This is a genomic window from Schlesneria paludicola DSM 18645, assembly GCF_000255655.1.
In the GTDB taxonomy this organism is placed as follows: Bacteria; Planctomycetota; Planctomycetia; order Planctomycetales; family Planctomycetaceae; genus Schlesneria; species Schlesneria paludicola.
In genome coordinates, this window is sequence record NZ_JH636437.1 from 108,984 (window position 1) to 134,510 (window position 25,527).

Annotated in this window: 18 protein-coding genes; 13 read left to right on the forward strand and 5 right to left on the reverse strand. The window is 55.7% G+C overall.

What is annotated here, in order from left to right; translation table 11 throughout:
* Positions 1-600 precede the first annotated feature (600 nt).
* A complete protein-coding gene (locus OSO_RS0138690) occupies positions 601-990 on the forward strand; it encodes a BlaI/MecI/CopY family transcriptional regulator (RefSeq protein ID WP_010588084.1) in 390 nt (129 codons plus the stop codon).
* Positions 987-6,014: a M56 family metallopeptidase gene (locus OSO_RS0138695; RefSeq protein ID WP_010588085.1), complete on the forward strand. Its 5,028-nt coding sequence runs from the start codon at positions 987-989 to the stop codon at positions 6,012-6,014. Before OSO_RS0138690 ends, OSO_RS0138695 begins: the two co-directional genes overlap by 4 nt.
* A 35-nt stretch (positions 6,015-6,049) precedes the next feature.
* Here OSO_RS0138695 and OSO_RS0138700 read toward each other — a convergent pair whose 3' ends face one another.
* Positions 6,050-6,652: a histidine phosphatase family protein gene (locus OSO_RS0138700; protein WP_010588086.1), complete on the reverse strand. Its 603-nt coding sequence runs from the start codon at positions 6,650-6,652 to the stop codon at positions 6,050-6,052.
* 158 nt (positions 6,653-6,810) lie between these two features.
* On the reverse strand, positions 6,811-7,824 hold the full coding sequence (locus tag OSO_RS0138705) for a class I fructose-bisphosphate aldolase (RefSeq protein WP_010588087.1): 1,014 nt from the start codon (positions 7,822-7,824) through the stop codon (positions 6,811-6,813).
* A gap of 421 nt (positions 7,825-8,245) precedes the next feature.
* On the opposite strand from OSO_RS0138705, the gene OSO_RS49175 reads away from it, so the two are divergent.
* Both OSO_RS49175 and OSO_RS0138720 read left to right on the forward strand, forming a co-directional pair.
* On the forward strand, positions 8,246-8,782 hold the full coding sequence (locus OSO_RS49175; RefSeq protein ID WP_010588088.1) for an RNA polymerase sigma factor: 537 nt from the start codon (positions 8,246-8,248) through the stop codon (positions 8,780-8,782).
* Positions 8,775-9,653: a hypothetical protein gene (locus OSO_RS0138720; RefSeq protein ID WP_010588089.1), complete on the forward strand. Its 879-nt coding sequence runs from the start codon at positions 8,775-8,777 to the stop codon at positions 9,651-9,653. The genes OSO_RS49175 and OSO_RS0138720 overlap by 8 nt, the downstream gene beginning before the upstream one ends.
* Before the next feature lie 13 nt (positions 9,654-9,666).
* On the opposite strand, the gene OSO_RS0138725 is transcribed toward OSO_RS0138720, so the two are convergent.
* The gene (locus tag OSO_RS0138725) at positions 9,667-10,863 is read right to left on the reverse strand and encodes an MFS transporter (protein WP_010588090.1); all 1,197 of its coding nucleotides are present in this window, start codon (positions 10,861-10,863) and stop codon (positions 9,667-9,669) included.
* Between the two features lie 295 nt (positions 10,864-11,158).
* Between OSO_RS0138725 and OSO_RS0138730 the strand changes: the two genes are divergently transcribed.
* Complete coding sequence (locus OSO_RS0138730) at positions 11,159-11,521, forward strand: hypothetical protein (protein WP_157606170.1); 363 nt, start codon at positions 11,159-11,161, stop codon at positions 11,519-11,521.
* A 257-nt stretch (positions 11,522-11,778) separates the two neighbouring features.
* On the opposite strand, the gene bfr is transcribed toward OSO_RS0138730, so the two are convergent.
* On the reverse strand, positions 11,779-12,267 hold the full coding sequence (gene bfr, locus OSO_RS0138740) for a bacterioferritin (RefSeq protein WP_010588093.1): 489 nt from the start codon (positions 12,265-12,267) through the stop codon (positions 11,779-11,781).
* A 305-nt stretch (positions 12,268-12,572) separates the two neighbouring features.
* Between bfr and OSO_RS0138750 the strand changes: the two genes are divergently transcribed.
* Positions 12,573-14,381 carry a carbon starvation CstA family protein gene (locus OSO_RS0138750; RefSeq protein WP_029247919.1) on the forward strand — a complete coding sequence of 603 codons (1,809 nt, stop codon included), beginning with the start codon at positions 12,573-12,575 and terminating at the stop codon, positions 14,379-14,381.
* 45 nt (positions 14,382-14,426) lie between these two features.
* On the opposite strand, the gene OSO_RS0138755 is transcribed toward OSO_RS0138750, so the two are convergent.
* Positions 14,427-15,596: a DUF1501 domain-containing protein gene (locus OSO_RS0138755; RefSeq protein WP_010588095.1), complete on the reverse strand. Its 1,170-nt coding sequence runs from the start codon at positions 15,594-15,596 to the stop codon at positions 14,427-14,429.
* A 572-nt stretch (positions 15,597-16,168) separates the two neighbouring features.
* Between OSO_RS0138755 and OSO_RS0138765 the strand changes: the two genes are divergently transcribed.
* The 7 genes from OSO_RS0138765 to OSO_RS0138805 all read left to right on the forward strand — a co-directional run bounded on the left by OSO_RS0138765 (position 16,169) and on the right by OSO_RS0138805 (position 25,526).
* Positions 16,169-16,930: an SDR family oxidoreductase gene (locus tag OSO_RS0138765; protein ID WP_010588096.1), complete on the forward strand. Its 762-nt coding sequence runs from the start codon at positions 16,169-16,171 to the stop codon at positions 16,928-16,930.
* Between the two features lie 349 nt (positions 16,931-17,279).
* Positions 17,280-18,299 carry a porphobilinogen synthase gene (gene hemB / locus OSO_RS0138770; protein ID WP_010588097.1) on the forward strand — a complete coding sequence of 340 codons (1,020 nt, stop codon included), beginning with the start codon at positions 17,280-17,282 and terminating at the stop codon, positions 18,297-18,299.
* Positions 18,300-18,392: 93 nt separating this feature from the next.
* Positions 18,393-19,256 (forward strand): dTDP-4-dehydrorhamnose reductase, encoded by an 864-nt coding sequence (gene rfbD, locus OSO_RS0138775; protein WP_010588098.1) that lies wholly within the window; start codon positions 18,393-18,395, stop codon positions 19,254-19,256.
* A 458-nt stretch (positions 19,257-19,714) separates the two neighbouring features.
* Positions 19,715-19,981 carry a hypothetical protein gene (locus OSO_RS0138785; RefSeq protein ID WP_010588099.1) on the forward strand — a complete coding sequence of 89 codons (267 nt, stop codon included), beginning with the start codon at positions 19,715-19,717 and terminating at the stop codon, positions 19,979-19,981.
* Positions 19,982-20,241: 260 nt separating this feature from the next.
* Positions 20,242-20,802: a glutathione peroxidase gene (locus tag OSO_RS0138790; RefSeq protein WP_010588100.1), complete on the forward strand. Its 561-nt coding sequence runs from the start codon at positions 20,242-20,244 to the stop codon at positions 20,800-20,802.
* Between the two features lie 226 nt (positions 20,803-21,028).
* Positions 21,029-22,600, forward strand: coding sequence for an L-piperidine-6-carboxylate dehydrogenase (amaB, locus tag OSO_RS0138800; RefSeq protein WP_010588101.1), 1,572 nt, complete (start codon positions 21,029-21,031; stop codon positions 22,598-22,600).
* Positions 22,601-22,742: 142 nt separating this feature from the next.
* On the forward strand, positions 22,743-25,526 hold the full coding sequence (locus OSO_RS0138805; RefSeq protein WP_010588102.1) for a DEAD/DEAH box helicase: 2,784 nt from the start codon (positions 22,743-22,745) through the stop codon (positions 25,524-25,526).
* The last annotated feature ends 1 nt before the right edge of the window (position 25,527 follow it).

A 25,527-nucleotide genomic window follows, 5' to 3' on the forward strand; every position in this document is an offset into this window, starting at 1 on the left:
ATTGATTTGCCGCAGTCAATCCCGCCGACCGAACTCGGTCTTTTTCTGAACAGGCGAACTGAATGTGGCGCAGAAGCAGATTCCAACCGGAACCAGCGCCGCCAGCAGAGTACGTTCGTAATACATCACCTCGATCCACGAGGGTCTCGTCGCACCAGGAATTCGATCCAAACGTTCACGGGTGGCGGCAGCGATCCATTGCCGCTCTGAAACCGCATCACCATCGACTTAAGACGGAACGGAGCCAAATGAGATGCAGTAGATTTGACGGCGCATGATGTCGCGTTCGGTGCTCGCCCTCGTGGATGCAATCAACCCGCTGAGTGGCCACGATCTGCGTCAATAGGAACGTTTAGGTCCAAATCCATTGCTCCTCAACACCGTAGTCTCCAAGGCAGTCAAATATCACACAAGAATTGTCCTGAGATTCTTTGAGAGCACGCTTTCGAGCGAAATCGTCCCGTTTGGGGCGAAACTCTATGTCGTTCAAAGCGTGAAAATGAGAGCGCAGCAAGCCCAATTGCCGTTGACGTGCGCCTACAGCCGTCGGTAGACTACTGCCGCCCACAGGTGTAGGCGCACGTCGAGGGATAAATGCGGATGCTCAAGCCACGAGATTTGCCGCCTCTGTCCGAGGCGCAACTGGAAATCATGAACATTGTCTGGCTCGCCGGTGAATGTTCTGTCGCTGATGTTCTTGAACAGCTCAGCACACGGCGGACGGTCACGCGGAACACCGTACAGACCATGCTATCGCGACTCGATGAGAAAGGCTGGCTGATTCATCGCGACGACGGTGGAACATTCATCTACCGCACCAGCGTTCCCCGCGAGCGGGTTCAGCAGCAACGGCTTGAGCAAGTGGTCGAGACCGTATTCGATGGATCGACCGCCGGCATTCTGATGGCATTGCTCAAAGACAGCACGTTGACCAGCGACGAAGCGAATCGCATTCGGAAAATGATTGATCACGCGGAGAAACGCCCATGACCACGATCGCCAGCCGATTCGTCGAGGCCACGTTCGATCTGCTTTTGATCACAACGTTGCAATACACGCTCTTCGCGGTCCCGCTGCTCATCGGGTTACTCATCTGGCATCGGCGACCTGCGATTTGTCATGCTCTCGCTCTTGTGCTGGTTTCTGCGGCACTCGTAGCACCATTGGCCGCAACGACGGCCCGACAACTTCATCTGTGCTGGCTGCCATTACCGGCTGGATTGACCACGACGACAAACCGAGCGAGCGAACTCTCGGAACCCGAATCAGTTGACAATGAATCTGCCAATACCGCATGGATCGGCATAGCGTCACCCGTAAATCCGCACGAACATCCAGTGCCCAAGAATGAACGCACTGAACAACCAGCGAGCGTTGCAAATCGAGTGACTGCCAACGAGTCACCAACAACTCGCAGTCTCCCACCTGTGGTAACCATTGCGAAGACTGCAGTTATCGATTCGACAAACTCAGCGAGCAGCCAACCGGATGTCGCCGCAGGGATGGCGTCCGGCAAATCGATGCAACGATTTCATCTGATGGGATTCCTCAAAACACACGCCTCAAAACTTCGAACTCTTCTAGTCGCAGTCTGGTTGATGGGATTCGCATATCGTGTCTGGCAATTCGCACGCCTATGTCGGCGAGTTCATAGTTTGGTGGAGCACACTACACTCGTCACAGAACGCCGCATACTGGATGTTCTGCAAGAAGTCGCCGACCAACTTGAATTGCGCCGGACGGTCACAATGTCGGCCTCACCGGCTCTCAACAACCCATTTGTCTTTGGCGTCATTCATACACAAGTGATCGTTCCGATCTGGCTCCTTTCGTCCGACAATGAATCGCAATTGCGACATGTCCTGTTACACGAATTGAGTCACATCGCCCGCGGTGATTTGCAAATTGGATTGATCCAGCGTTGTGCCACGACTCTGTTCTGGTTTCACCCGCTGGTCCACCTTGCCAGCATAATTCTCTCCAATGCGCGCGAAGAACTGTGCGACAACGATGTGCTGCGGAACTCGTCAGCCGTTGACTACTCCCGCACCCTCCTGCGGATCGCTGAGATGTTCGCGGGCCCGGTTGAACGTCCGGCGTTGTCGCTGTTTTCACGTCGCCAAACATTGGAATCGCGCATCGCGGCGCTGCTTGACCCAAGACGAGACCAAACGACGCGATTGCCACGAAGAATTTCACGAATTCTAGTTGCGATTGCAGGGATTTTGGGATTCCTCGCGGCCGGCGTTGGTACCGCCAATTCATTTCGCTTTCTGGTAGCCGATGCGGAGGCACCGGCGAATGCAGCCGACGGCCCTAGGTCTGAACAACAGCAATTGATTGATCGAATCCGCGCGCGTGTGAAATACATGCTCGGGCTCTCTGCGACCATTAAGAAGTTGGAATACGAACTGGAACTCGGCGGGAACGCCACGTCAATCTTGGTCGAAGACCATTCGGCGGGTCGTTTGGCCCCGTGGCAAGGGACAACGCTTCAAGGTGGATTGCAACAGCTTCTCAATTCCCCGGATCGATTCGACATTCAAATCGATCAGCAGGCAAGCGAAGGCACATTGATACTCCATGCCGTCTGGAAAGTCCCTGAGGGCAACTTCAGTTTTCACTGCGGCAACGGGGTGCAGGACACGTACCAGGGGTACTTTTCTCATCCCGCTCGCGAAACCACCATCACCATTGATGCGAAGAGTTTTGTTCCCCTCAAAGAGCTGACACGGGACACCACGGTGCTTTACGAAAATTGGGAAGAGGTTGAAACGGGCAGATCGGTTCCAAGGCAGATTCAGATCATCCGCTACGGGATTCATGATCGTCTGAGTTTCGATTGGCTTGGCCAGTCGATCTGGCTGCTGCGTTCCTCAGAATCGCTTCTGCCGAGATCGACGATGATCAGGACGTATGTTCGGAACGTACGCATCGATTCGAAAGCGGTTGAGCGGGCGCCGACCGCACACGAATTGCGTTCACGGGCTGGTGTGCGTGCGCTGCGTGATTTGCTGGATCACAATCGCCCGTGGCTGGATCGGGGGCTCACCGGTTCTGGCTGGAAACCACCCTTCGAAACCTTGTCCTATACCTTTCACACCGAACGCGAAGACATCCTTGAGTCTTGCAACTTCGACCGCACCGGTGAAGCGGTCTTCGAAGTGACTCGCGACGGCAAGGGGCAAGTGAAAAATCACGTTGGTGCCCTCAGCACTTCGCTCAACACGCAGGAAACGGCCGACGCGATGCGCGACGCCAACTATGCGCACATTCAAGGCCGGCCCAAGCGACCGGAAGGACCACCTCGTGATCTGGCGTTGAAACATTATGCTCGTATCGGATGTCAGTTCGATCTGCCACTGTTTCACTATCAGGGGCGACTTGAATCGGCGGAAGTCGAGATCGCGGACGGCGAATGGAATGGCACAAGTTGTCGAAAGGTGATCGTCACGAATCTTAGTGGCCGCCCCTTTCTGGGTTGTGGCACGATGTTTGGGTTTACGTCATGGTCCTACGTGCATCATATCTATCCTGAGTCCGAAGTGCTTTACGTTGATCCGGCTCGAAATCAGATCCTGCATGAAACGCTCATCGGTCGTGATAGAACATTCGAAATCGACTTCGGCGACTATGTCGAAGTGGCGTCGGGTCAGTTCGCGCCGCTCTCCATTCGGATCGAGTCACCTGCTTACTTCACCTGTGAATATCGATTCCAGATTGTGGGTCAGACGCATTGGATGCTCGATCACGTGGCCTCATGGTTTGATCCCAACGACAAGAGTCGCGGGATCGTCAAAGAGATCGAAATCAATGGCGGTCACATGCTGCTCGACAACGCCCGACGACAAGTCGCCAATACGCGTCAATTGTTTCAGGGCGAAGGGGAATCTCAAGACCACGTGAATCTCGCCCAGATCCCCTTTGTGCTGGGATCCGTCATGCAAGTTGGCTCGTACAAAGTTCAAGTGACATCTTCCGACGCACAGTCGGTGGTGATCGATGCAAAGGCGACCGACGCCGCGGCACCAGATTCGGTTCCGATTTGCTTCTTCGATGCGGATGGACGGTTGCTGTTCGCACCGACGCTGACACTGGAAGAACAAAACGGTGTGAAGCAGGGACAGAGCAAGATTCGTGGGTCAGAGGTTTGGAATCGCGTTCGGTTCGTCGCCAGCCCGGCGTTGCGATCTGGTGAAAACACGAATCCCGTCTCCGTGATACCGTTTCACTGGAATGAACCGATCGCCGTCAACGTCGCCGCTCCTCGAAGCGTTCCCTCAGGGCTCCCGCGGGATGCTCGCCCGACAATTGAGATAAAGACACGCAGTTTTCGAATGGAAGTCGTCCGTGATTCGGAAGGTAGAGCCAAAGCCAAGCTGAACGTTGTCAGCCTTGATGGTCCGCAGGAGTTCTGGTTTGACATCGCTCTGGCACTGATCAGTGAATCGGGCGATCTGTTGTCGACGGGACATCTTGCAACAGCCTTGCGGGTCGAATTCAAACCTGTCGAGAACCAGTTCGAGGTTGAACTCGGGTCGATTCCTGCGGGGACGGAACCTCGACATCTGATTGTCGGGTTGTCCCCCGGCAACATTACGGGCGGGCATGTGGGATCCATGTGGGGGCAATTCATGAATGAGACTCCCGCATTTTCGGTCATCACGTTGCTGAAGAGTGGCGACGAACACAATTGGAAGACCGGGATGGCACAATTGGCTCGTGAGGACATCGACATCAGAATCTTCAAAGAGTTCCACGACGAGTATCCGAAGCGGCTTCGTTCGGACGGCTCAAGAATCAGGTTGCTCGAACCACATCGCGACGCCTTGCGAACGATCGTTGCGAAGGCGCAGCAACCTGACGCGTTGGCGGCCGCCGTGCGATTCCTTGCCTATTCCGAGGACCAAGCCGCTGCCAAGTTGCTCGAACCACTCCTGAGGCATCCTTCCGCTCAGGTTCAGGAAGCGGCAGCAATTGGTCTGACCTTTCTTCATGGTCATACACACTTCGAACGGGTTCGCAACATCCTCGCGAGTAAGGCGGCAACAGCGTCGCTCGATAAACCACGGTTCTATGATTTGCAGGAACAAGACGCATTGATCTCGCTGGTTCATCACGATTCCGATCGCGCAGTCGATCTGTTGGGAACCACGTTGCTTGACGATCTGAAGCAATTGACTGTGGAACGGGATGAGAAGGATCGAATCTTTCTGGCGGGTTCCCACCAACGAGCACTCAATCTGTGCAATCTACTCGGAAACACCGGACGACCACGGGCGGCCAGTTGGATCATGGCGGCTATCGATCTGCTGGCCGAGCGACAAGAAATTGCAAAGCACTTTGAGCAGTATCGACTCCTCGCATCAGCGCTCAAGTTCGAGGCGGAAACTCAAGCCTACATCATGGCGAGTATCGAGACTGGAAAATTCGCCGGGGAATGGATTCACGCGCTGCGTTACAGCAAGAATCCACAATACGTGTCGGCAGTCCTTCGATTTCACCAAAGTAGTCATCTGACCGCACACGACGGCGATGATGTTGTGTCCTATCTTTCGAACATCAATACCCCCGAGTCACTGGTGGGTCTGCAAAACTTCTACGAAAGCGGGTGGAATCGCGATGACCGTTCAATGTGGCTACACCTCTGCCAGTCACTCGCCGCAACCGGTGATGCACGGGGTCTGAAAGACGCATTTGAAACGTTGGTGATGCTGGATCAAACGGCTCAGCCTCCGGCAACTGATCGCGAACACCGTACCTGGAAAAGCACCCGCGATCAGTTGCATGATCAGGCGATGTTGGTGATCACCAAGGCCAATCAAGATACGTTGGCGAAGTTCCTCGTGAAGTATGTCAGCACGCAGACATTGGAAGAACAGCATGTTGTGCTGGAATGCCTGTGGACGTTTCCAACGTTCCCTCACGAGTTCGGCCCAGTGTTAAAACGGTGGTCCGAGAGCGAAAACGATCGAACTAAGACATCTGCCAAGCGATTGATGAATCGTGGTTAGCAGTGCTGTAGAGTCCACGCGGTATTCAACCGATATCACATTACAACGCCGTGATGACGCCGATCATTCCAAAGACGAATCACGGGATCTTCGCGTCCGTGTTCATAGCCAAGGACACTGACGGAGGCCGTATTCAGGAAGAAGCAACGAGCGGCCGTTGCCTCAAGCTTCAACCACCGCGCCGTCAGGACGCGCAGAAAATGGCTGTGCGAGAACACCAACGCCGTACCGCTGACCGAACTCAGTTGGCTGACAATACGATCAGCCCTCGCGGAAATCTCTGCGACAGACTCACCATCAGGACAGCCGTCTCGGAAGAGATTCCAGTCGGGTCGCTGTTCATGAATCTGAGCACTCGTCTTGCCCTCATAGTCGCCGTAGTGCCATTCAGTGAGATCCTGATCCGCGTACGCGACTTGACCGAAACCGGCAAGCTCGCACGTTCGCATCGCCCGTTGTAACGGGCTGGTCAAAATTCGGTCGAATGAGATTCTTTTCAGACGATCACGAAGAAGTTCTGCCTCACGTTCACCGTTCGCAGTCATAGGGATGTCACACAAGCCCGTATGCTGTCCTGTGATGCTCCATTGCGTCTCGCCGTGCCGGACTAGATAAACCAGAGGACAGGCTTGATTCATACGGGGTCACCTTTCTGACCAATGCGGTCTATTGAAAAAACAAGGTCGGACATTGCACAGCCCCGAAAATGCTATGACCCCATAAATACCGAGGTACCTTTCCACCGCATTTCGAACACATTCGGTGAGACATCCCTCAGATCGAACTGCGACTTGGTTTACGTCCCGCTTTTGCATTCGCCTCGTCGTGCGGCCACATTGGAGATGGCTCGCTCGTACAGCGCCTTTTGTGCCGCGGCAACATTCGCCTTATTGCCCTTCCACGCTTCCATGGCCGGTTGCTGGATGGCGCGGGCGAATGAGAACGCCAATGGCCAGGGTCGACGCGACTTGAAGCGGACATTCATCGCATTCAATCGTGCCGTCGCGAGCTCGGCCGACTGGCCGCCCGACAGGAAGGCAATCCCCGCCACCGCGGCCGGAACTTTTCGCAAGAAGCAGTTGACGGTGGCGTCGGCCACCTCATCGACCGATGGCTGAATCGAACACTTCAGTCCTGCAACAATCATGTTCGGCTTAAGGATCATTCCCTCGAGTATTACACCATGCACGTCCAATTGATGAAATACGGCGGACAGGACTTCGGCCGTCACGCAGCGACATTGTTCCAATGTGTGTGATCCATCCATAAGAACTTCGGGTTCTACAATCGGAACAATTTCGGCTTCTTGACAGAGCGCGGCATAACGAGCCAACCCTTGTGCATTGGCTTCGATGCACCCGTGACTCGGTATGCCATCGCCAATCGTGATCACCGCTCTCCACTTGGCAAACCGCGCACCAAACGCCGCATACTCAGCGAGGCGATCACGCAATCCGTCGAGTCCTTCCGTGATTTTTTCGCCGGGATGAAGCGCCAGTGACTTCGCACCGCCGTCGACTTTGATCCCAGGAATGATTCCGACCTCGCTGAGTGCCTTGGCAAAGGGAATTCCATCGGACTTCTGCTGACGGATCGTTTCGTCGTAGAGAATCGCGCCATTGATGCACTCAGCCAATCCCGGCGTAGTCACGATTAGCTCGCGGTACTCGCGCCGCATCGCCTCGGTCTGCGGAATCCCCAGCGCGGCAAATCGTTTGTTGCAGGTGGGGTTGCTCTCATCCATCGCCAGAATGCCCTTGTCGTTCGCCACGAGACTTTTCGCGGTACTCGTCAACTGCTCGCTCGTCATTTCGAAACTCCTCTGTTTCAGGTTCGACTTGCAGACGCCCCACTACTGCGGGCATCGACGTTTGATTTGGCACTGATCCGATGACGATCAGGTGAACGCACCACATCGCTTCAACTTTCGGGTTCTCCCTATTCCAGAACGGAGCGTTCCTTCACATTGAAGGACGCTTCCGTGCCCAGAGACAGATTGCACGTCCCAGCATATTGTTATAGGCACCCATCAAAACCTTGTCTTGGCCCTGCTGGTCGGATTCGCGTCGAACGGATGCCCGAAATTCTCAAACTTTCTTCAGATTCTGGTGGAAACATCGACGCCTCCCACGTCTTGTATGCACGAAGTGACGTCATGGCCGGCCGGGTGTGATGTCACGAACAAGATTCGCTCACTTTCGTAAGATCCGCTCTTCAAAAGGAGATATGGCGTGAGAGAAGACGCTGACGCCAGCGCGGTTTCCCGGGTCCAACGTGGTGATCGGGCTGCTTTCGCGGAACTCTACGACCGCTACGCGCGGCTGGTTCGGTGTCTCTGTTTTGATGGAATCCGGAATCTAAATGATTCGAATGACTTGTGTCAGGAAGTTTTCCTAAAGGCGTTTCGCTCGATCGGCGAACTGCGGGATGCGAATCGATTCGCCAATTGGCTGACGGGAATTACGCGGAATGCCATCCGTGATTGGCATCGTCGGCACGATGGCAGTCCGATGCAGTTGGACGAGCCTGTTCCCGATTCTGAGCATCGCGACAGTGAAACGGATTTCGCCGAGCTCCGCGATGCGATCGGAGCACTGCCCGAGCAGGAACGCCTCGCGCTACATCTATTTTACCTTGACGAAGAGCCAGTCACGGTCGCTCGGCAGGTCCTGGGATTGTCGCAATCGGGCTTTTACAAACTGTTGGATCGAGCTCGGCGGCAAGTTGCGGAGAAGATGAAAGCAACTCAGGAGATGCGTGATGAATAATTCGCCCAACGATCCCAAACTTCGTGAGTTCTACGAGACATTTTCTACCGACCACCATCGTCAACTTGAGGCACTTATGCAAACGATTTCTGAACTGGAACCGACCCTCGTGCCAAAACCGAATACGCAGCCACGACGAGACTCGTCGCGAAACTCGCGCCGTGCCTTGGTCGGATTGGTGGCTGCCATCGTTGTCGGTCTGTCACTGCCTTTGATGTCGTCGGTCTTCGAGACGAAGCCGGCCTCAACCCTCGCAGACGGATGGCGTCACGAGTTTCGAGTGAGCAGCGACAAGACTCCCGTCGCTGTCGGCGACGACCGCCATGCCATGCTGGAAGTCTGGACCGAGGAAGGTTGGCTGATCGCGTGCCGCAAGTCTTTCCAAGGAGATGTGGAGTGGCAAGTGGTGCTCGCCAGAACCGATGTTGCGGAAGAACCCAAAATCGCTCAAACGCCTGACGAGCTGACCGTGACGTTTGGACCGTACTTGATTCGCGACGCATCAACGGGAAACCTACATATCCGTCGACAGCCGAAGAAAGCGAGCGATCAATGGCCCGAGCTGGAATTGCAGGCGGGTAAACCAATGGCATCATCGGGAAACTGGCGGGGCTTTAAACTGGCGGCGTCGACAATCGGTGATTGGATCTGGGTCACAAGCGGCCCGAGTGATCCGAAGAACGGAGACCACCACGATGTCTGGCTGAGGGCCGAACAGCAGATGCAAAAGCGAGCTGGATACGGAAGTTCTGGAGGAATGCTTTCTGCTCAAGTCTTCATCGGGAATCGGAAAGCAAATGATGACGGAAAACAATTCACGGCCAATCGCGTCATGACGGCCGATGTTGTAAGGGTGCCTCAAGGCTTGTGATCATTGCAATCCCTCATCGACGATGACGGGCAACAGAGAGAATGACTTCGTGCGTAGCAAGCAATAGCACAGAAAGCAGCACGGCGAATGATGCGACAGACTCAAGACTGATTGTGTCGCTAAGGATACCAGCCAGCCCTGGCATCAGTGCGGCGCCCACCATTCCGGCACTGGCTTGGAAGCCGACGGCGTGCGTAGCGACGTCGGCCCCCAATCGCTGCGGTGTCTTGGCCATCAGACACGGGAACATCGGAGCCAGACCCAGGCCAATGACTATCAGGCCCGTACAACTGAGCTCGACCGGCCCGCCGAAGGCAAACAGAAGTGTTCCCGCGAGTGCCGCAATCATCGCGCAACGAATCAGCAGGTCGAGCCCAAATCGAGCCGCAATGACACCGGCCACGATCCGGCCGATCCCAATCGCCGCGTAGTAACCACTGGCAAGCGGCCCGGCGACGTCGGTCGGCAAATGCCGAGATTCAGTCAGGATCGTGAAACTCCATTGTCCAACGGTGAACTCCACCCCCACATACAGAAAGAATAGAACCATCTGCAGCCAGACGAGCGGTTCGCGCAGCGTCACCACCATGCTGATCGGAGCAATCACCTCGCCATTCTCTGAAAGATCAGGGCCAGTCCACCTGTCACGGGTGACGATGAAGATCACCATCATCACAAGCAGCAACCCCCCCACGCTGGCATATCCGATCCGCCACGATCCCCAGTAGAGCATGACGGTCATCAGCAGTGGCCCCAACGTGGCCCCGACGCTGTAGCACGCATGCAGCCAGTTCACATGCTTGGCCGAGAAATGCTTGGAACTGTACGCGTTCAATCCGCTATCGATCCCGCCGGACCCTAGACCCCAGATCACCGCGCACGCGACAAACAAAGGCCAACTCGGCGCCAGGCTAAACCCGAACATCCCCAGTGCCACCAGCCCGCTACTCACCCACAGTAGATTCCCTAGCCCCATCGCATGCGTGATCGTGCCACCGAAGAAACCGGAAGCACAATAGCCGCAACCGAGGGCGATGAAGACCAGTCCAAACCCACTCTGCGGCAAGGAAAACAGATCGCGCACGGACGGCCACGCCACTCCCGCGATCGGATCGGGCAAACCAAGGCTGACGAATCCCAGATAGGCAATCGAAAGTAGAAACACTGTTGGCAACGGCTTGTCAGCACCCGATTCCGTCTTCTCATTCATTGTCCGTCACCCATCCCTGATCAGAAAGCCGGCCACACCCTCGCCTCGAAGCCGCAACCGGCGTGCCCGAGCCATCACTCCACGGCCACTCGGCGACGAAATGGTGAGAAGACTATTACCAGCGAGGACAGACGAAACACAATGCGGGATCGATTTCAGGTCGACCGCGATTGGCTCCAAAGGGCGATGTTGGGCAGGATCTCCATAAAACGGCTTGTCATGAAAAGATGAACATGGGACAGTCGAACGAGTGGCACAGCCATTGGAAACCAACTTGTCGAATGGAAAGGATCAAATGAACAAACGCGTTCGAATCATCCTGTCCGTGGTTGGGCTCCTCTCCTTGTGTTTGATCGTTCCAAACACCGAAGCCCGTCCGAAGTTTCGAAAGATCTTCCAAACCACCTATGAGACACAGTTCGCGGGGAAAGATTTCGGGATCGAATCCTGTACGATCTGCCATGACAAAGTGAACAACAATTTGCGTCCCAGGAACAATTACGGAGACACGCTCGCAGAATTGTTGCCGAAGAAGAACACCACCGATGAGGCCACGATCCAGTCTGCACTCAAGGACGCCGAAGAAAAACCGAGTGCAATCGAAGGCAAAACCTTCGGCGACTTGATCCGAGAAGGACGACTTCCGGCATCGAAATAGACAACGACCGAGGTTTCAGCAGGTACATGTCATGCCGGGCGGGGTGACAACCACATCATGGGATTTCACAATTCGGTGTTTTGGAACTTGTCTGCCAGCAGCAAAGATCCGGCACAAAAAACAGGGACTTCATTCTCGAAAACGAATGAAGTCCCTGTTGGATTGCGATGGTCACCCGTCAGGATTCGCTCTTCGCGGTCCTGCTGGGGATTGATCGTGGTCGGCAGTGATACCCACCAGCATGAAAATGCCGAGAATCAGTGACCGCCTTCTTTGTCCTCACCCAGTTGCTGGGCGAGGTAGTTTTGGATGCCGAGCTTGCTGATCAGGTCCAGTTGGGCTTCGAGCCAATCGACGTGTTCTTCCGATTCCACCAGAATTCCTTCGAGCAGATCCCGGCTGCCGCCGTCTTTATTGTCGAGACAAATCTGGATCGCTTCGTTGTAGGAATGCACGCCTTTGGTCTCGAGCGCCAAGTCGTTCTCGAATTGTTCCTGCACCGTAGTCCCGACACGGATGACATCGTAACGAGCAATCTCGGGGACACCTTCCAGGAAAATGATCCGGTCGATCAGCTTTTCCGCATGCTTCATCTCGCCGATCGATTCGACGTAATGCTTATCGGCAAGCTTGTTCAGGCCCCAGTTGCGACACATCTTCGACTGAACGAAGTACTGATTGATGGCCGTCAGCTCGATGGTCAGACCGGCGTTGAGTGCGTCGATAACGACTTGATTTCCCTGCATGGATGAATTCTCGTTTTCTAGGTGGATTGCGACGAAATCCAGTGATACACGTGGCATTGGCCGGGGAATACATCCCCAAAAACAGCTTGCTGCCGCACGCAAGTCACCGATGGAATTTGGTTTGCAGCGGATTGTAGAACGAAACGAGGACGATCGCCATTGAGACGGCGACAGGCCTTCTTCCGGTCACCGTCTTCGCAATTTGGGATGTCACGGCGAACGACTCGTGATAATCTGGTGAAATCACCGATCAACGATCCCCGCTTCGACAAGCGTTGCTGGGCTCCCCCCGCGGAAAAGTCAAAATGAGTATGCTCGTTATCGTCCTCGCATCAGCCGCCATTTTGTCGGTCGCGTACCTGACCTATGGTCCGCTGTTGGTGCGTTTGCTCAAGCTCGACCCCAAAGCGCAGACGCCCGCGTACGAATTGCGCGACGACGTGGACTATGCACCACTTGCCCCGAACGAGCTCCTCAGCCAACACTTTTCCGCGATTGCCGCCGCCGGACCGATCGTCGGCCCGATTCTGGCGGGTGTGATGTTTGGATGGTTGCCCGCTTTGATCTGGATTCTGGTTGGTTCGATCCTGATCGGCGGCGTGCACGACTTCACGGCCCTGGTTGCCTCGATCAGGCATAAAGCCAGGTCGATTGCCGAAGTCGTGCGAGATCACATGAGTCGACGAGCGTTCGTGCTGTTCCTTAGTTTTGTCTGGCTGGCCCTCGTCTACATCATTGTGGCCTTCACCGACGTCACCGCCGCATCGTTCGTCGGGACACAGACTCTGGAAAATGGTGAAACAGTAACCGGTGCCGGGATCGCATCGTCCTCGCTCATGTATCTCGCCCTGCCGATCATCATGGGTCTCTTGCAACGATACGCGAAGCTTTCGGTTGGCTGGGCCATCATCATTTTTCTGCCAATGGTGGGCGTGTCAATCTGGGCGGGACAATATCTTCCGGTTGACATGACGGCGATGTTGAAACTGGTTTATCCTGCTGCAAACGATGCTATGGCACACAAGACTTGGGATTTTTTGCTTTTGGCTTATTGCTGTGTGGCGTCCGTCGTTCCAATGTGGCTACTGCTGCAACCTCGTGGTCATCTGGGCGGGTATTTCCTGTACGTCGCACTCGCAGCAGGGGCGGTGGGGCTGCTGTTTGGCGGAGCAGAAGTGAAGTACCCCTACTTCAATGGCTGGACGACGGCCAAAGGGGAAACGCTATTCCCCGTGCTGTTCATTACGATCGCCTGTGGGGCCTGCTCGGGATTCCATTCGCTGATCGCGTCGGGAACGACATCCAAGCAGTTGCGATATGAAACTGATGCCCGCGTCATCGGCTACGGCGCAATGCTGCTCGAAGCGATGGTCGCAATCGTGTCGCTCAGTTGCGTCATGATTCTCGCCAAGGACGCACCTCTCTTGAAAGATGGCCAGCCAAATCTGATATATGCCCAAGGCATCGGCGCACTGCTCGAACAATTCTCGGCGTTCGTGCGAGCTCGCGGTTGGAGTGGGTTCCATCTTTCCAGTCAGCTGACGGTGTCGTTCGCCCTGATGGCGTTTACAACATTCGTTTATGACACGCTGGATGTATGCACCCGGTTGGGGCGGTACATCATTCAGGAATTGACCGGGTGGCACGACGCCAAGGGCCGCTGGATGGGAACGTTACTGACGGCTGGCGTGCCGGTGTTTTTCGTGATGCAGTCGATCAACGGAGTCGACGGCAAGCCCGCACCACTCTGGCGAGTCTTCTGGGCGCTTTTCGGAGCGAGCAACCAGTTACTCGCGGCGTTGACACTGCTGGGCGTGACGGTCTGGCTCTGGCAAACACGACGCGAGCTCTGGGTTCTGTTTGTCGTGGGACTTCCAACCGTGTTCATGTACACCATGAGCACTTGGGCGCTCGGCCGTATGATCTACAACTACGTTCGCCAATTGCAGGGGCCGACGTCACCTCAGCAGATCACCTATGTGTTGCTGGGCATTTCGATCTTGCTGCTGGTTCTGGCACTGGCAATGCTGGTCGAAGCGGTGATGGCCCTGACGCGTAGCTCGAATGGCGGTTCACGTCCAAATGCCCCGACTCCGGCAATGGTCTCCGGCTGATTCGATTCGGACGGAATCACAGCGCGCCATTCGCGAACGATGATCTCACACCAACGCGGGCTGCCGGGTCGATGAGCCCAACAGTTCGGACAGTGGGGCATCGGTGATTAATGGAATCGATTTGCCGTCGATTTCGACCGTTTGCGAGGTATCAACACCGAACCAGTTCAACAGGGTCGAAGTGAGTTCGCCCGGTACAACAGGACGTTCGATCGGCTCACGTGCCATCGCATCGCTGGCGCCAATCACCAATCCACCCGGCACCTTGCCACCAGCCACCACGGCCGACCAGCACGACGGCCAATGATCGCGTCCCATGTTCTCGTTCACATGCGGGGTCCGACCAAATTCGCCGGTCACAACAACCAGAGTGTCGTCGAGCAATCCGCGCTGACCGAGATCGTCAAGCAGCCCCGAAAGCGCACGATCGAATTCCGGGCACAGTCGATCCTGGTAATCGAACAATGTCGCTGGTCCGCAATTTCTGTCGCCGTGGCAATCCCAAGTCATTTGATTGCGAAGTGAGTCAAACAGGTTGACCGTGACACATCGAGTGCCACGCTCGACGAGCTGTCGTGCCTGCAGCAGCTTTCGCCCAAATGAACTGTGTCCGTACAGGCGCTGAATGGATTCGGGTTCTTCGTCGGGCTCCGCAGAGATTGTGAGCGGATTCCAATCGGTTCCCAGAACCCCTGCGGATTGTCCGCGATAGGTCGAAACACCAGTATCGAACAATGGTTGAGGCAATACGACGCTGACCGGCGCACCGTTGCGGGCATCGACATTCTGAGCGACCACGCTGCTCCAGTTCGGAAACTGCGCCGGGCCAAAAGACAACTGGCCCGTTTGCAGCAACTGCATTCCCGTTTCATGAATCGGTGCCGCATCATGGTTGAGCGAGCGAATCACGCAGAGTTGATCCGCTCGGCGAGCCAGCCCGGGTAACGATTCACCAAACCGCACGCCGGGAATCGAAGTTTCGATCGACTTGAACGGCCCGCGAATGCTGGCGGGCGCCTCGGGCTTGGGATCAAACGTTTCCAGTTGGCTGGCACCGCCGGTCATCAAGATGAAGATCGCGCGTCGGCTGGTACCGCCGGTCAAGGCGGCCGCCCGAGCCGCACCAGTTAATCCCACGACAGTCAGACTGCCAGCGCGCAGGAAGTCACGGCGCGATACGCCATCCGCGTCGGGCATGACTTCACTTGCCGACATCCCAGTTTCCTTTCGCCAACCCCAATCCCAAAAGTTCATCTTACTGTATCGTCCTGCAATCGGGTTGAAAACGGCGGCACCTATTCATCAGTCGGTTCAGACCGGACAGTGATTCGTCGCCATGTGGTGACTCGGGATAAGGTGAACTCGGACCACGTGAACGCAAAACGGTTAATGTTGTGCCTTCCCTCAGCGGTGATCGCCATGCGATCATCGACTGTATTATTATTGACATCGACCATTGTGCGTTTCGTCATGGCTTCCATCTGCCCAGATTACCAAGCCGTGCGGTGGACTGTGCAAACCTGCAAACCGTGCTTATCCTGCGGCTGGCAGCAATCAGGCCGCCTGGCAAAACAATTCCGGTCGTAGCGATCATTCACCGCAAGTTAATGGACCGCCGCGATCACCCTGACAGGATTCGCCGAATCTCCAGAAGGCCGAAAGACGCAGGATGCCGTGGTGCCCGCCATTTTCAAAATACTGCGGGACGACACAGCCATTGGCAGGTGGGCAATCCGTTGATTGCCTGTAACCATCAGAAATACCCTCAATGACAGAGATGAGATTCGATGATTCTCGATCTATTTAAACTCGACGGGCGTGTGGCACTCGTGACGGGCGCCAGCCGGGGACTTGGGCAAGCGATGGCGGTGGGATTGGCGCAAGCCGGCGCAGACATCGTCGGTGTCGGCCGGTCGACCGATTGGAGCGAGATCGAAACGCCCGTTCGTGAAGCCGGCCGTAAATTTTGGGGATTCTCGGCGGATCTTAGTTTGCCAGCTGATCGAGAAGGGCTGGTCGATCGCATCGTCGAACAGACTGGCCGGGTGGACATCCTGGTCAATAATGCAGGAATCTCGCACAGACATCCTCCCGAAGAATATCCGATGTCCGAATGGCACCAACTGATGGAAGTCCACTTGCACGCCTCGTTCGATCTCTCGCAACAAGTGGCGAAGTTCATGTTGAAACGCGGACGCGGAAAGATCATCAATATTGGATCGGTGATGACGTTTGAAGGGGGATTGAATATTCCCGCTTACGCCGCCGCCAAGCATGCGCTGGCCGGGTTGACCAAGTCCCTGGCCAACTCGTGGGCCAAAAGTGGAATTAACGTCAACTGCATCTGTCCGGGCTATTTCGAAACAACGCTCTCGCACGTTCTGCAACGCGATCCCGTAAGAGGCCCACAGATCCTCGATCGCATTCCCGCTGGACGCTGGGGACAACCGGAAGAGCTCGCCGGACTCTGCGTGTTTCTGGCGTCTGACGCGTCCAACTACATGCACGGCAGTACCGTCGCCATCGATGGCGGATGGCTTTCGCGCTAAAGTCTTGTCTGCGAAATTTTTTGGGTAGCCCGGATCAGAGGTCTTTGCCGAAACTCTGGGGCTTCCAGCGATTCGCTCATCCAGTTCCAGCCACCCAACCCGTATTTTTAGACCCGGCAAAGCACTTGCCCAGAGCTGTCGAAAGCGAACTTTCGACGGCGGAACTTACTTTAATGAACGACAACAGGGGCCCTGTGACGGCGCGATCGGGCGAGAACAATTCAGGCCGCAATCTTGTGAACAAGCGAACGTGTCGTACTATATTCAAGACATTCGCCCACACATCTTGCACAAAGTTCCGTTTGGTCCACTCGTCGCATCCCGTTGATTCCTGCGGCAGAAAATTTCTATGAGCGATCTACGTCCTTCGCCATCAGGTCAATTTCCCCAAACACGCCTGCGTCGAAATCGACGCCATGACTGGTCGCGACGACTGGTGAGGGAAAACCAATTGACCGTCGATGACCTGATCTGGCCCGTGTTCGTACAAGAAGGAACCGGTAAACGGACCCCCATTTCGTCGATGCCAGGCGTCGAGCGACTGTCGATTGATCTTCTAGTCGAAGCAGTGACGAACGCTGCCAAGCTGAAGATTCCCGCCGTGGCAATTTTCCCCGCGACAGACCCGGCACTGAAGAACGAGGACGCGACAGAGGCGGTGAACCCCAATAACCTGGTCTGTCGTGCCGTGCGAGCAATCAAAGCCGCGAAGCTGGATCTGGGCGTGATCTGCGACGTAGCACTCGATCCATACACGTCACACGGACAGGATGGTCTCGTCCGCGAGGGATATGTCGTCAACGACGAAACGCTCGAGATGCTGTGCCAGCAAGCCGTCGTCCAAGCCCAGGCGGGCTGCGATGTGATCGCGCCTTCCGACATGATGGATGGCCGAATTGGCGCCGTTCGCCGGGCTCTCGACCAGGCTGGATTCGATCATGTGCAGTTACTGGCGTACTCGGCAAAATATGCATCTGCCTTTTACGGCCCATTTCGCGATGCCGTCGGCTCGGCGACCAGCCTGGGGCAGGGTGACAAGCGAACGTATCAGATGGACCCCGCCAACACGGATGAATCACTGCGGGAAGTGGCGCTCGACATCGCGGAAGGGGCCGACATGATCATGGTGAAACCGGGCATGCCCTATCTGGACATTGTCCGGCGCGTGAAAGACACCTTCGGCATCCCCACATTCGCGTATCAGGTCAGCGGTGAGTACGCGATGATCGCGGCGGCGGCTCAGAATGGCTGGCTAGATCGCCGCAAAGCGATGCTCGAGAGTCTGCTCGCCTTCAAACGAGCCGGGGCCGATGGCGTGCTGACGTATTTCGCCGTCGAAACGGCTGAACTGCTGCAGGCGAGCACATGAGTTTGATGAAGGATTGAGGACGGTTGGTTTACCGCCATTACGCCGGCCTCCAATAATCAGGTTTTCGTTTTTTCCCAGGAATTGAGTGACAGCATGCGCGTCGCCGTCATTGGAGCCATGGGGCAGTTGGGAAGTGCGCTGGTCGACCAGTTGGGGTCGAAGGCGATTTCGCTGGGTCGCACCGACATCGACATCACGAATGCCAACAACATATGGAGTACACTTGACCATGAACGGCCGGATGTCGTGGTCAATTGCGCCGCGTACAACTTTGTCGACAAGGCAGAGACGGAACGTGAAGCCGCGATGCTGGTCAATCGCCGTGGCCCTGGTTTCCTGGCGGACTATTGCCGTGAACGCGATTTGAAATTCATCCACATCAGCACCGACTACGTCTACGACGGACGGAACGGACAGCAGCCGTGGACGGAACAGGACGAAGCCTCACCCATCAGCACGTATGCCTGCAGCAAACATGCGGGCGAACAACTGGTCCGAACACATTGCCCGCGACACTTTGTCGTGCGGACGTGCGGCCTGTACGGGCGAGCATCCGCGAAAGGAAAAGGAAACTTTGTCGAAACGATCCTGCGACTGGCCAAAGAACGACCTGAACTACGAGTCGTCGGCGACCAGCTCTGCACGCCAACATCGACATTGAACCTGGCCTCGGCGTTGATTGATTTGATGCAGACCGACGCCTACGGACTGTACCATGCCACGAATTCCGGAAGCTGTTCGTGGGCGGATTTTGCAACAGAAATCATTCGCTACAACGGACTCAACTCGAAAGTCGTTTCCATCACGACCGAAGAGTACGGAGCACGTGCACGTCGACCGACGTACAGTGTCCTAGACTGCTCAAAACTGACGGGTGCCATCAATTGGGCCATGCCACCTTGGCGCGACGCCCTGACGCGATACCTGTCAGACCGAGATCGCCGTCACGGTTCGTAAGCAGTGCCCTTGGGATGCGAGTGGCACTGGATTTCTCGTTGCCAAGCTCCCACCTGGCACTGCCTCCTCGACATCAGAAATGTGCATGAGGGTCCCAACCCACTTTTTCTGCTCGACAGAACGCAAGATCGTACGAGGCGTTACCAAACAAAAGGTTGGTAACGAGAACGCGAGAAGTAGAATCGTATTCTATTTACATGAAACGACTTACGAATCGCGATCATACGAAAACAATGCCCACAGCGTCGACTTCTGTGACGAGAACGTCGAGGCTCGTCTTGTTGGCATGACTCGATATTGGGTACGCCCATCATTCGGCAACGGCGTTACATTCTGAGCAAACTCTCCAGAATCAGCAAAAGCCACCCAGACAACTCAAGCTACGTAGTCAATCAAGTCGATTGGTTGGGGCATAACCCAATCCCTTGTTTGGTGTCCCGCCTTCTGGAGCATTGCTGATGTTTCGTCCGACAGAATCCGACAGTCCGTCCGTTCCCAATTTGCGGCTGATTGAACAGGCTCTGAAAGCACTTAAACAAAACGTGAACGACCAGGAAACACGCCTTGATCGCTTGTGTGTCAGTTGGCATAAGACGTGGCTTTCACAGTGTGACGACCTACGAAACCGCATCGACACCTTGGAGGCACGATTGTCTCCTTGGATGAACGAACGCCCAGACGGACCGCGGCTGGCCGTCATTTCACAGCAGGAAGATGCGGCGTAGTGGCATGGCCACCCGGCCCAGACAAGTTCGCGAACCACGCCCGCAGTCGGGTTGAAAAAGGACAGACGACATCCTGGACATCGCGTCCCACTGCCGCGAGGCCGCGTTCACCGGCGGGGGTCGCGATGGCTGACGACGGCCAATTCGCTGGTTATCTGACTTGTGAAGGCTAAACTGTCGGTGCGAACGAGTTTCCCAATCGTACGGCCTTTGTCGGCTGCCGACTCGTTCGCTCGTCCATCCCGCCAGGAGTGCCTTCCATGAGACTGCTCACCGCGTGCCTGTTCGCCGCCACCGCTGTCGCCCTGACATCGATTTCGGCTACCGCTGATGAAAAGGGTGCGAAAGTGCTCGACCATAGGATGAAAGCGATCGACGGCAAAGAAGTGAATCTCGCCGAGAAGTACAAAGGCAAAGTATTGCTCGTCGTGAATGTCGCCAGTGCGTGCGGGCTGACGAAGCAATACACGCAACTCGAAGCGTTGCAGGACAAATACCACAGCAAAGGACTCGACGTCGTCGGCTTCCCTTGTAATCAGTTTGCAGGCCAAGAACCGGGCAACGACGCCGAAATCGTCAAGTTCTGCAAGGCCAAGTACAACGTCTCGTTCGATCTATTCTCGAAGATCGAAGTCAACGGACCAGACGCCGCTCCGATCTACAAACAACTGACCAACGGCAAAGACATTAGCTGGAATTTCGAGAAGTTCGTGATCGGCCGCAACGGTGAAGTCGTCGCCCGTTTCGAGCCAAAGACCTTGCCCGATGCTCCTGAAGTGATTCAAGCCATCGAAGCCGAACTGGCAAAGCCCGCGAAATGAATTCCCGTTAGTCGCGCCATTGATTCAAAGAAACGTCCCCCGCCTGCCGCCACGGTAAGCGGGGGACGTTCGTCTTCCGGGGGGAAATGATGCGTGTTCATCTTCGCTTTTTGAGGACAGGCCGACATAATTGCGAAAGTGCGTCGCCTGACCATCAAGTCGTCCGCAAGTGTGAATTGATCGCCTTGCAACTGACGAAAATCTCTCAACCGTGAAATGGATTACGATGGAAACCATCCCACTCACGTTGAACCAGCTGGGCCTGTCCGGAAAACCACCCGCTGTGTGGATCGGAGAGGCGACTCATCCAGGTACGGGAGACTCGTTGACCAGCCGTTCGCCAATTGATGGCGCAGAGCTGGCCGTGATTTCTGCTGCATCGGTACGAGAACTACCACAAGTCCTGAGTGCCGCAAGTGAGGCGTTCCTCGCGTTTCGAATCATCCCCGCACCGGTCCGCGGTGAGTTCGTCCGGCGGATTGGCAACCGATTCCGCGAACGCAAGTCCGAACTCGCAGCGATGATTTCGCTCGAAGCGGGCAAGATCACGCAAGAAGCACTGGGTGAAGTGCAGGAAGTGATCGATATCTGCGACTTCGCCGTGGGATTGAGCCGGCAATTGTATGGACTGACAATCGCTACGGAGCGTCCGCTGCATCGTCTGGCGGAGCAATGGCATCCACTCGGCCCCGTGGGGGTCATTACGGCCTTCAATTTTCCAATGGCCGTCTGGGCCTGGAATGCCGCACTCGCATGGGTATGCGGTGATCCCGTCGTCTGGAAGCCCTCTGAAAAAACGCCGCTTTGTGCATTGGCGTGTCAGGCTGTTGTAGCCAGTGTCCTGCGCGAGATGCCCGAAATTCCGCCCGGCGTATCATCGGTGATAATTGGCCAACGAGACATCGGTGTGGCGATGTCGGACGCCCCGGAACTTCCGTTGATTTCCGCCACCGGTTCTACCGGAATGGGCCGGGCCGTCGCACAGCGTGTCGCGACGCGGTTGGGCCGATCGCTGTTGGAACTAGGCGGCAACAATGCCATGATTGTCGCACCATCCGCAGATCTGGAACTGACCGTTCGTGCGATCGTATTCTCTGCAGTGGGAACATGTGGGCAGCGGTGCACGACGCTGCGTCGCTTGATCGTGCATGAGAGCCTCGCAAACGAAGTCATTCGCCGCTTGAAGTCGATTTACGAACGACTGCCGATTGGCAATCCGCTGGAAGCAGGAACTCTGGTCGGTCCATTGATCGACGAGGGTGCCTGGACGGCCATGCATCGAGCCCTGGGACAGGCGACTATCGAAGGCGGAACGGTTTTCGGAGGGACGCGACAAACCGATGGGGTTCCTGTGGGCGGCGTCTATGTCCGTCCGGCGATCGTCGATTTTTCCGCTTCAAAATCGCAGAGCACACAGGGAGGCCTCACACCCATCCCCAGCATTGTTCAGGAAGAAACCTTCGCACCAATCCTGTATGTGCAGCGATACCAAACCTTCGACGAGGCGATCGCAATTCACAACAGTGTTCCGCAAGGATTGGCCTCGTCCATCATGACCTGTGACATGCGCGAAGCCGAACGATTCTGTTCCGCGGCGGGGTCAGATTGCGGGATCGTCAATGTGAACGTGGGACCCAGCGGGGCCGAGATCGGTGGTGCGTTCGGCGGCGAAAAAGCGACGGGCGGCGGACGCGAATCGGGTTCAGACAGTTGGAAGTCGTATATGCGCCGAACAACCAACACGATCAACTATTCCACCAGCCTGCCACTCGCGCAGGGAATTCAATTCGATTTGTAGCGTTCTATCGAAGTCCTGCCAGTCGACTCACTGACTTCAACTCTCCTGCACGCGGTCGAAATTGGTTGCGAACAGGCCAGATGCGCGGTTTACTGTGCCCCTTGCTCGCACACCCTCTCTTCGTCGCAACAAAGGTCATCGGATGACGCCTACTCGCCGCAGTCGCAATGGTCAAACAAAAACGAACGGAGCGGCCTCACAGCGTTTGGAAACAGCTCGTGCCGAAGTGCGGTCACGAGTTCCTCGAATCAAGCGATTTGACGAATTGGATCTGAAAGATCGCCTGTCACATTTGACGCTTGACGGTGCAAAAAAACTGCTCGGATCAAATGCGACAAAGCTCATTATGGCGGGTGCGAAACTGGACTTGTCGCCCAAGGATCATGTCTATTTGGGCAAAGATTTGTTTCGACTCACCGTCCCCAGTGAAGGTCGTCGACCGGCAGCAATCGTGACGATCACGTTGATGGCCTCGGCCCTTGATCGACTGCACATGCGATGCACGAGATGTTCACAACCGTGCGAGCATCTGGGCGCGGCGTTGTCGATGATCCTGGAGGAAAAGACGGCATTGGGTCTGGCCGTTGCACCTGAGGCCCCGGACATCAGTCAGAATCCCGCTTCGGAAGAAGAACAGATTGCCGTCGCTCTGGCGGAACGAGAAGAACGTGCCCGCGCCGAACAAATGAAGATTCAATCGAGCGATCGTTCAATCCCCTGGACTGACTACACCGTCACATCGACGCTGTCCGGCAAGACGTATCGAGTGGCCCTGCGCGGGCCGAAACCAGGCGATTCGTATTGTTCGTGTCCCGACTTTCGTACGAATACGTTGGGAACCTGTAAGCACATCCTGCACACGCTTGGCAAGGTGCGTCGACGCCTGGGCGCCGAACTCCTGGCGATGCCTTATCTCCAGAAATCGATCTGCATCGCACTGAGGTATGACCGCGAACTCGAATTGCGCATCTTGTTGCCATCTAAGCTGGACGACGAAGCCAATAGCATCATTGGCAAACTGCGGGACCAGCCGATCGACGACCTGCACGATCTGCTGAAGCGGGTGCGCCATCTGGAGCGCAGCAGGCATGAGGTGACGATCTATCCAGACGCCGAAGAATTTATTCAGCAGCGACTCTTCCAAGATAAGATCTCGGAACGAATCGCCGAGATTCGTCGAAGCCCTAAGTCACATCCGCTACGTACCGAATTGCTGAAAACGGAGTTACTCCCGTATCAGCTCGATGGGATCGCGTTTGCCGTCGGAGCCGGCCGGGCGATTCTTGCGGACGAAATGGGACTCGGTAAAACGATCCAGGGAATCGGGGTCGCGGAGCTGTTTGCACGTGAAACCGATATCAAGAAAGTGCTGGTCGTTACCCCCGCATCGCTCAAATCGCAATGGCGAAACGAAATCGAACGATTCTCTGGCCGCAACGTGCAATTAATCGGCGGGTCGTCGAGTGAACGATCAACGCAGTATGCCAACGAAGCTTTCTTCACGATCTGCAACTACGAACAAGTGCTGCGCGACATCCTGAATATCGAACGCGTCGACTGGGATCTAATCGTGCTGGATGAAGGCCAGCGAATCAAGAACTGGGAAAGTAAGACCACCCGCATGGTTAAGGGATTGCGATCTCGGTTTGCCCTCGTCCTGACGGGAACACCACTTGAGAATCGACTGGATGATTTGTACTCGGTGGTGCAGTTCATCGATGATCGTCGCCTGGGCCCCGGATTCCGCTTTTTCCATCGGCACCGCGTCGTCGATGAACGAGGAAAAGTTCTGGGTTACAGGAATCTGACGGATCTGCGACAGACACTCGCGCCCATCCTGCTTCGCCGAACACGTGCGTCCGTGAAACAACAGTTGCCGCCACGCACCGACGAAATTGTTCGCATTCCACCCACCCAAGAACAATTGGACATGTCGAATGGGCACCTGCAAAACGTGTCGCGTATCGTCGCGAAAAAGTTCCTGACCGAGATGGATTTGCTGGCACTGCAGCGCGAACTGCTGCTATGCCGAATGACCGCCGACAGCACCTACCTGGTCAACAAAGAGGCCCCGGGATTTTCCAGCAAACTCGAACGACTCAACGAATTGCTCGAATCGCTTTTTGAAGAAGAAGGCCGCAAAGCCGTCGTCTTCTCAGAGTGGACCACGATGCTCAATCTGATCGAACCACTGCTCCACAAACGAAAACTGAAGTACGTGCGACTGGATGGATCGGTACCGCAGAAGCAACGCCAGGCGATTGTTCATCAATTTCAGACCGAGCCAGATTGCCAGCTCTTCCTGACGACGAACGCTGGGTCTACGGGTCTGAATCTGCAAGCCGCCAATACCGTCATCAATGTCGATCTCCCGTGGAACCCGGCGGTACTCGAACAACGAATTGCGCGAGCTTATCGCATGGGACAAAAACGTCCTGTCGATGTCTATGTTCTCGTCACCGAACAGACGCTCGAAGAACGCCTCCTCGGAACCCTTGCCGCAAAACATGAATTGGCACTCGCGGCGCTCGATGCAGAATCCGATATCGACGAGGTCCATCTCGAAACGGGCCTTGCAGAATTGAAGAGGCGCCTGGAAGTTCTCATCGGGGCCAAACCAGAAGCCATCGTTGACGAGAGCAGTCGTCGAAACGAAACAGAATCCATTGAACGAAATGCTCAAAGTGAACGCGTCTCAGCGGCCGGGGGGCAACTGCTGGCAAGTGCGATCAACTTCCTGAGTGAGATGATTCCCGCCCGCCCCGACACCGATGCATCCCGCGCCATGGCAGGGACCATCAAGCAGGGACTTTCGGATTTCATCCAACGTGATGAACAAGGACAGCTCAAACTCAGTTTCGCGGTTCCCGACGCGGCGATCTTGGACCGCCTGGCAGAATCGCTGGCAAAGCTGCTCATCAAGTAGG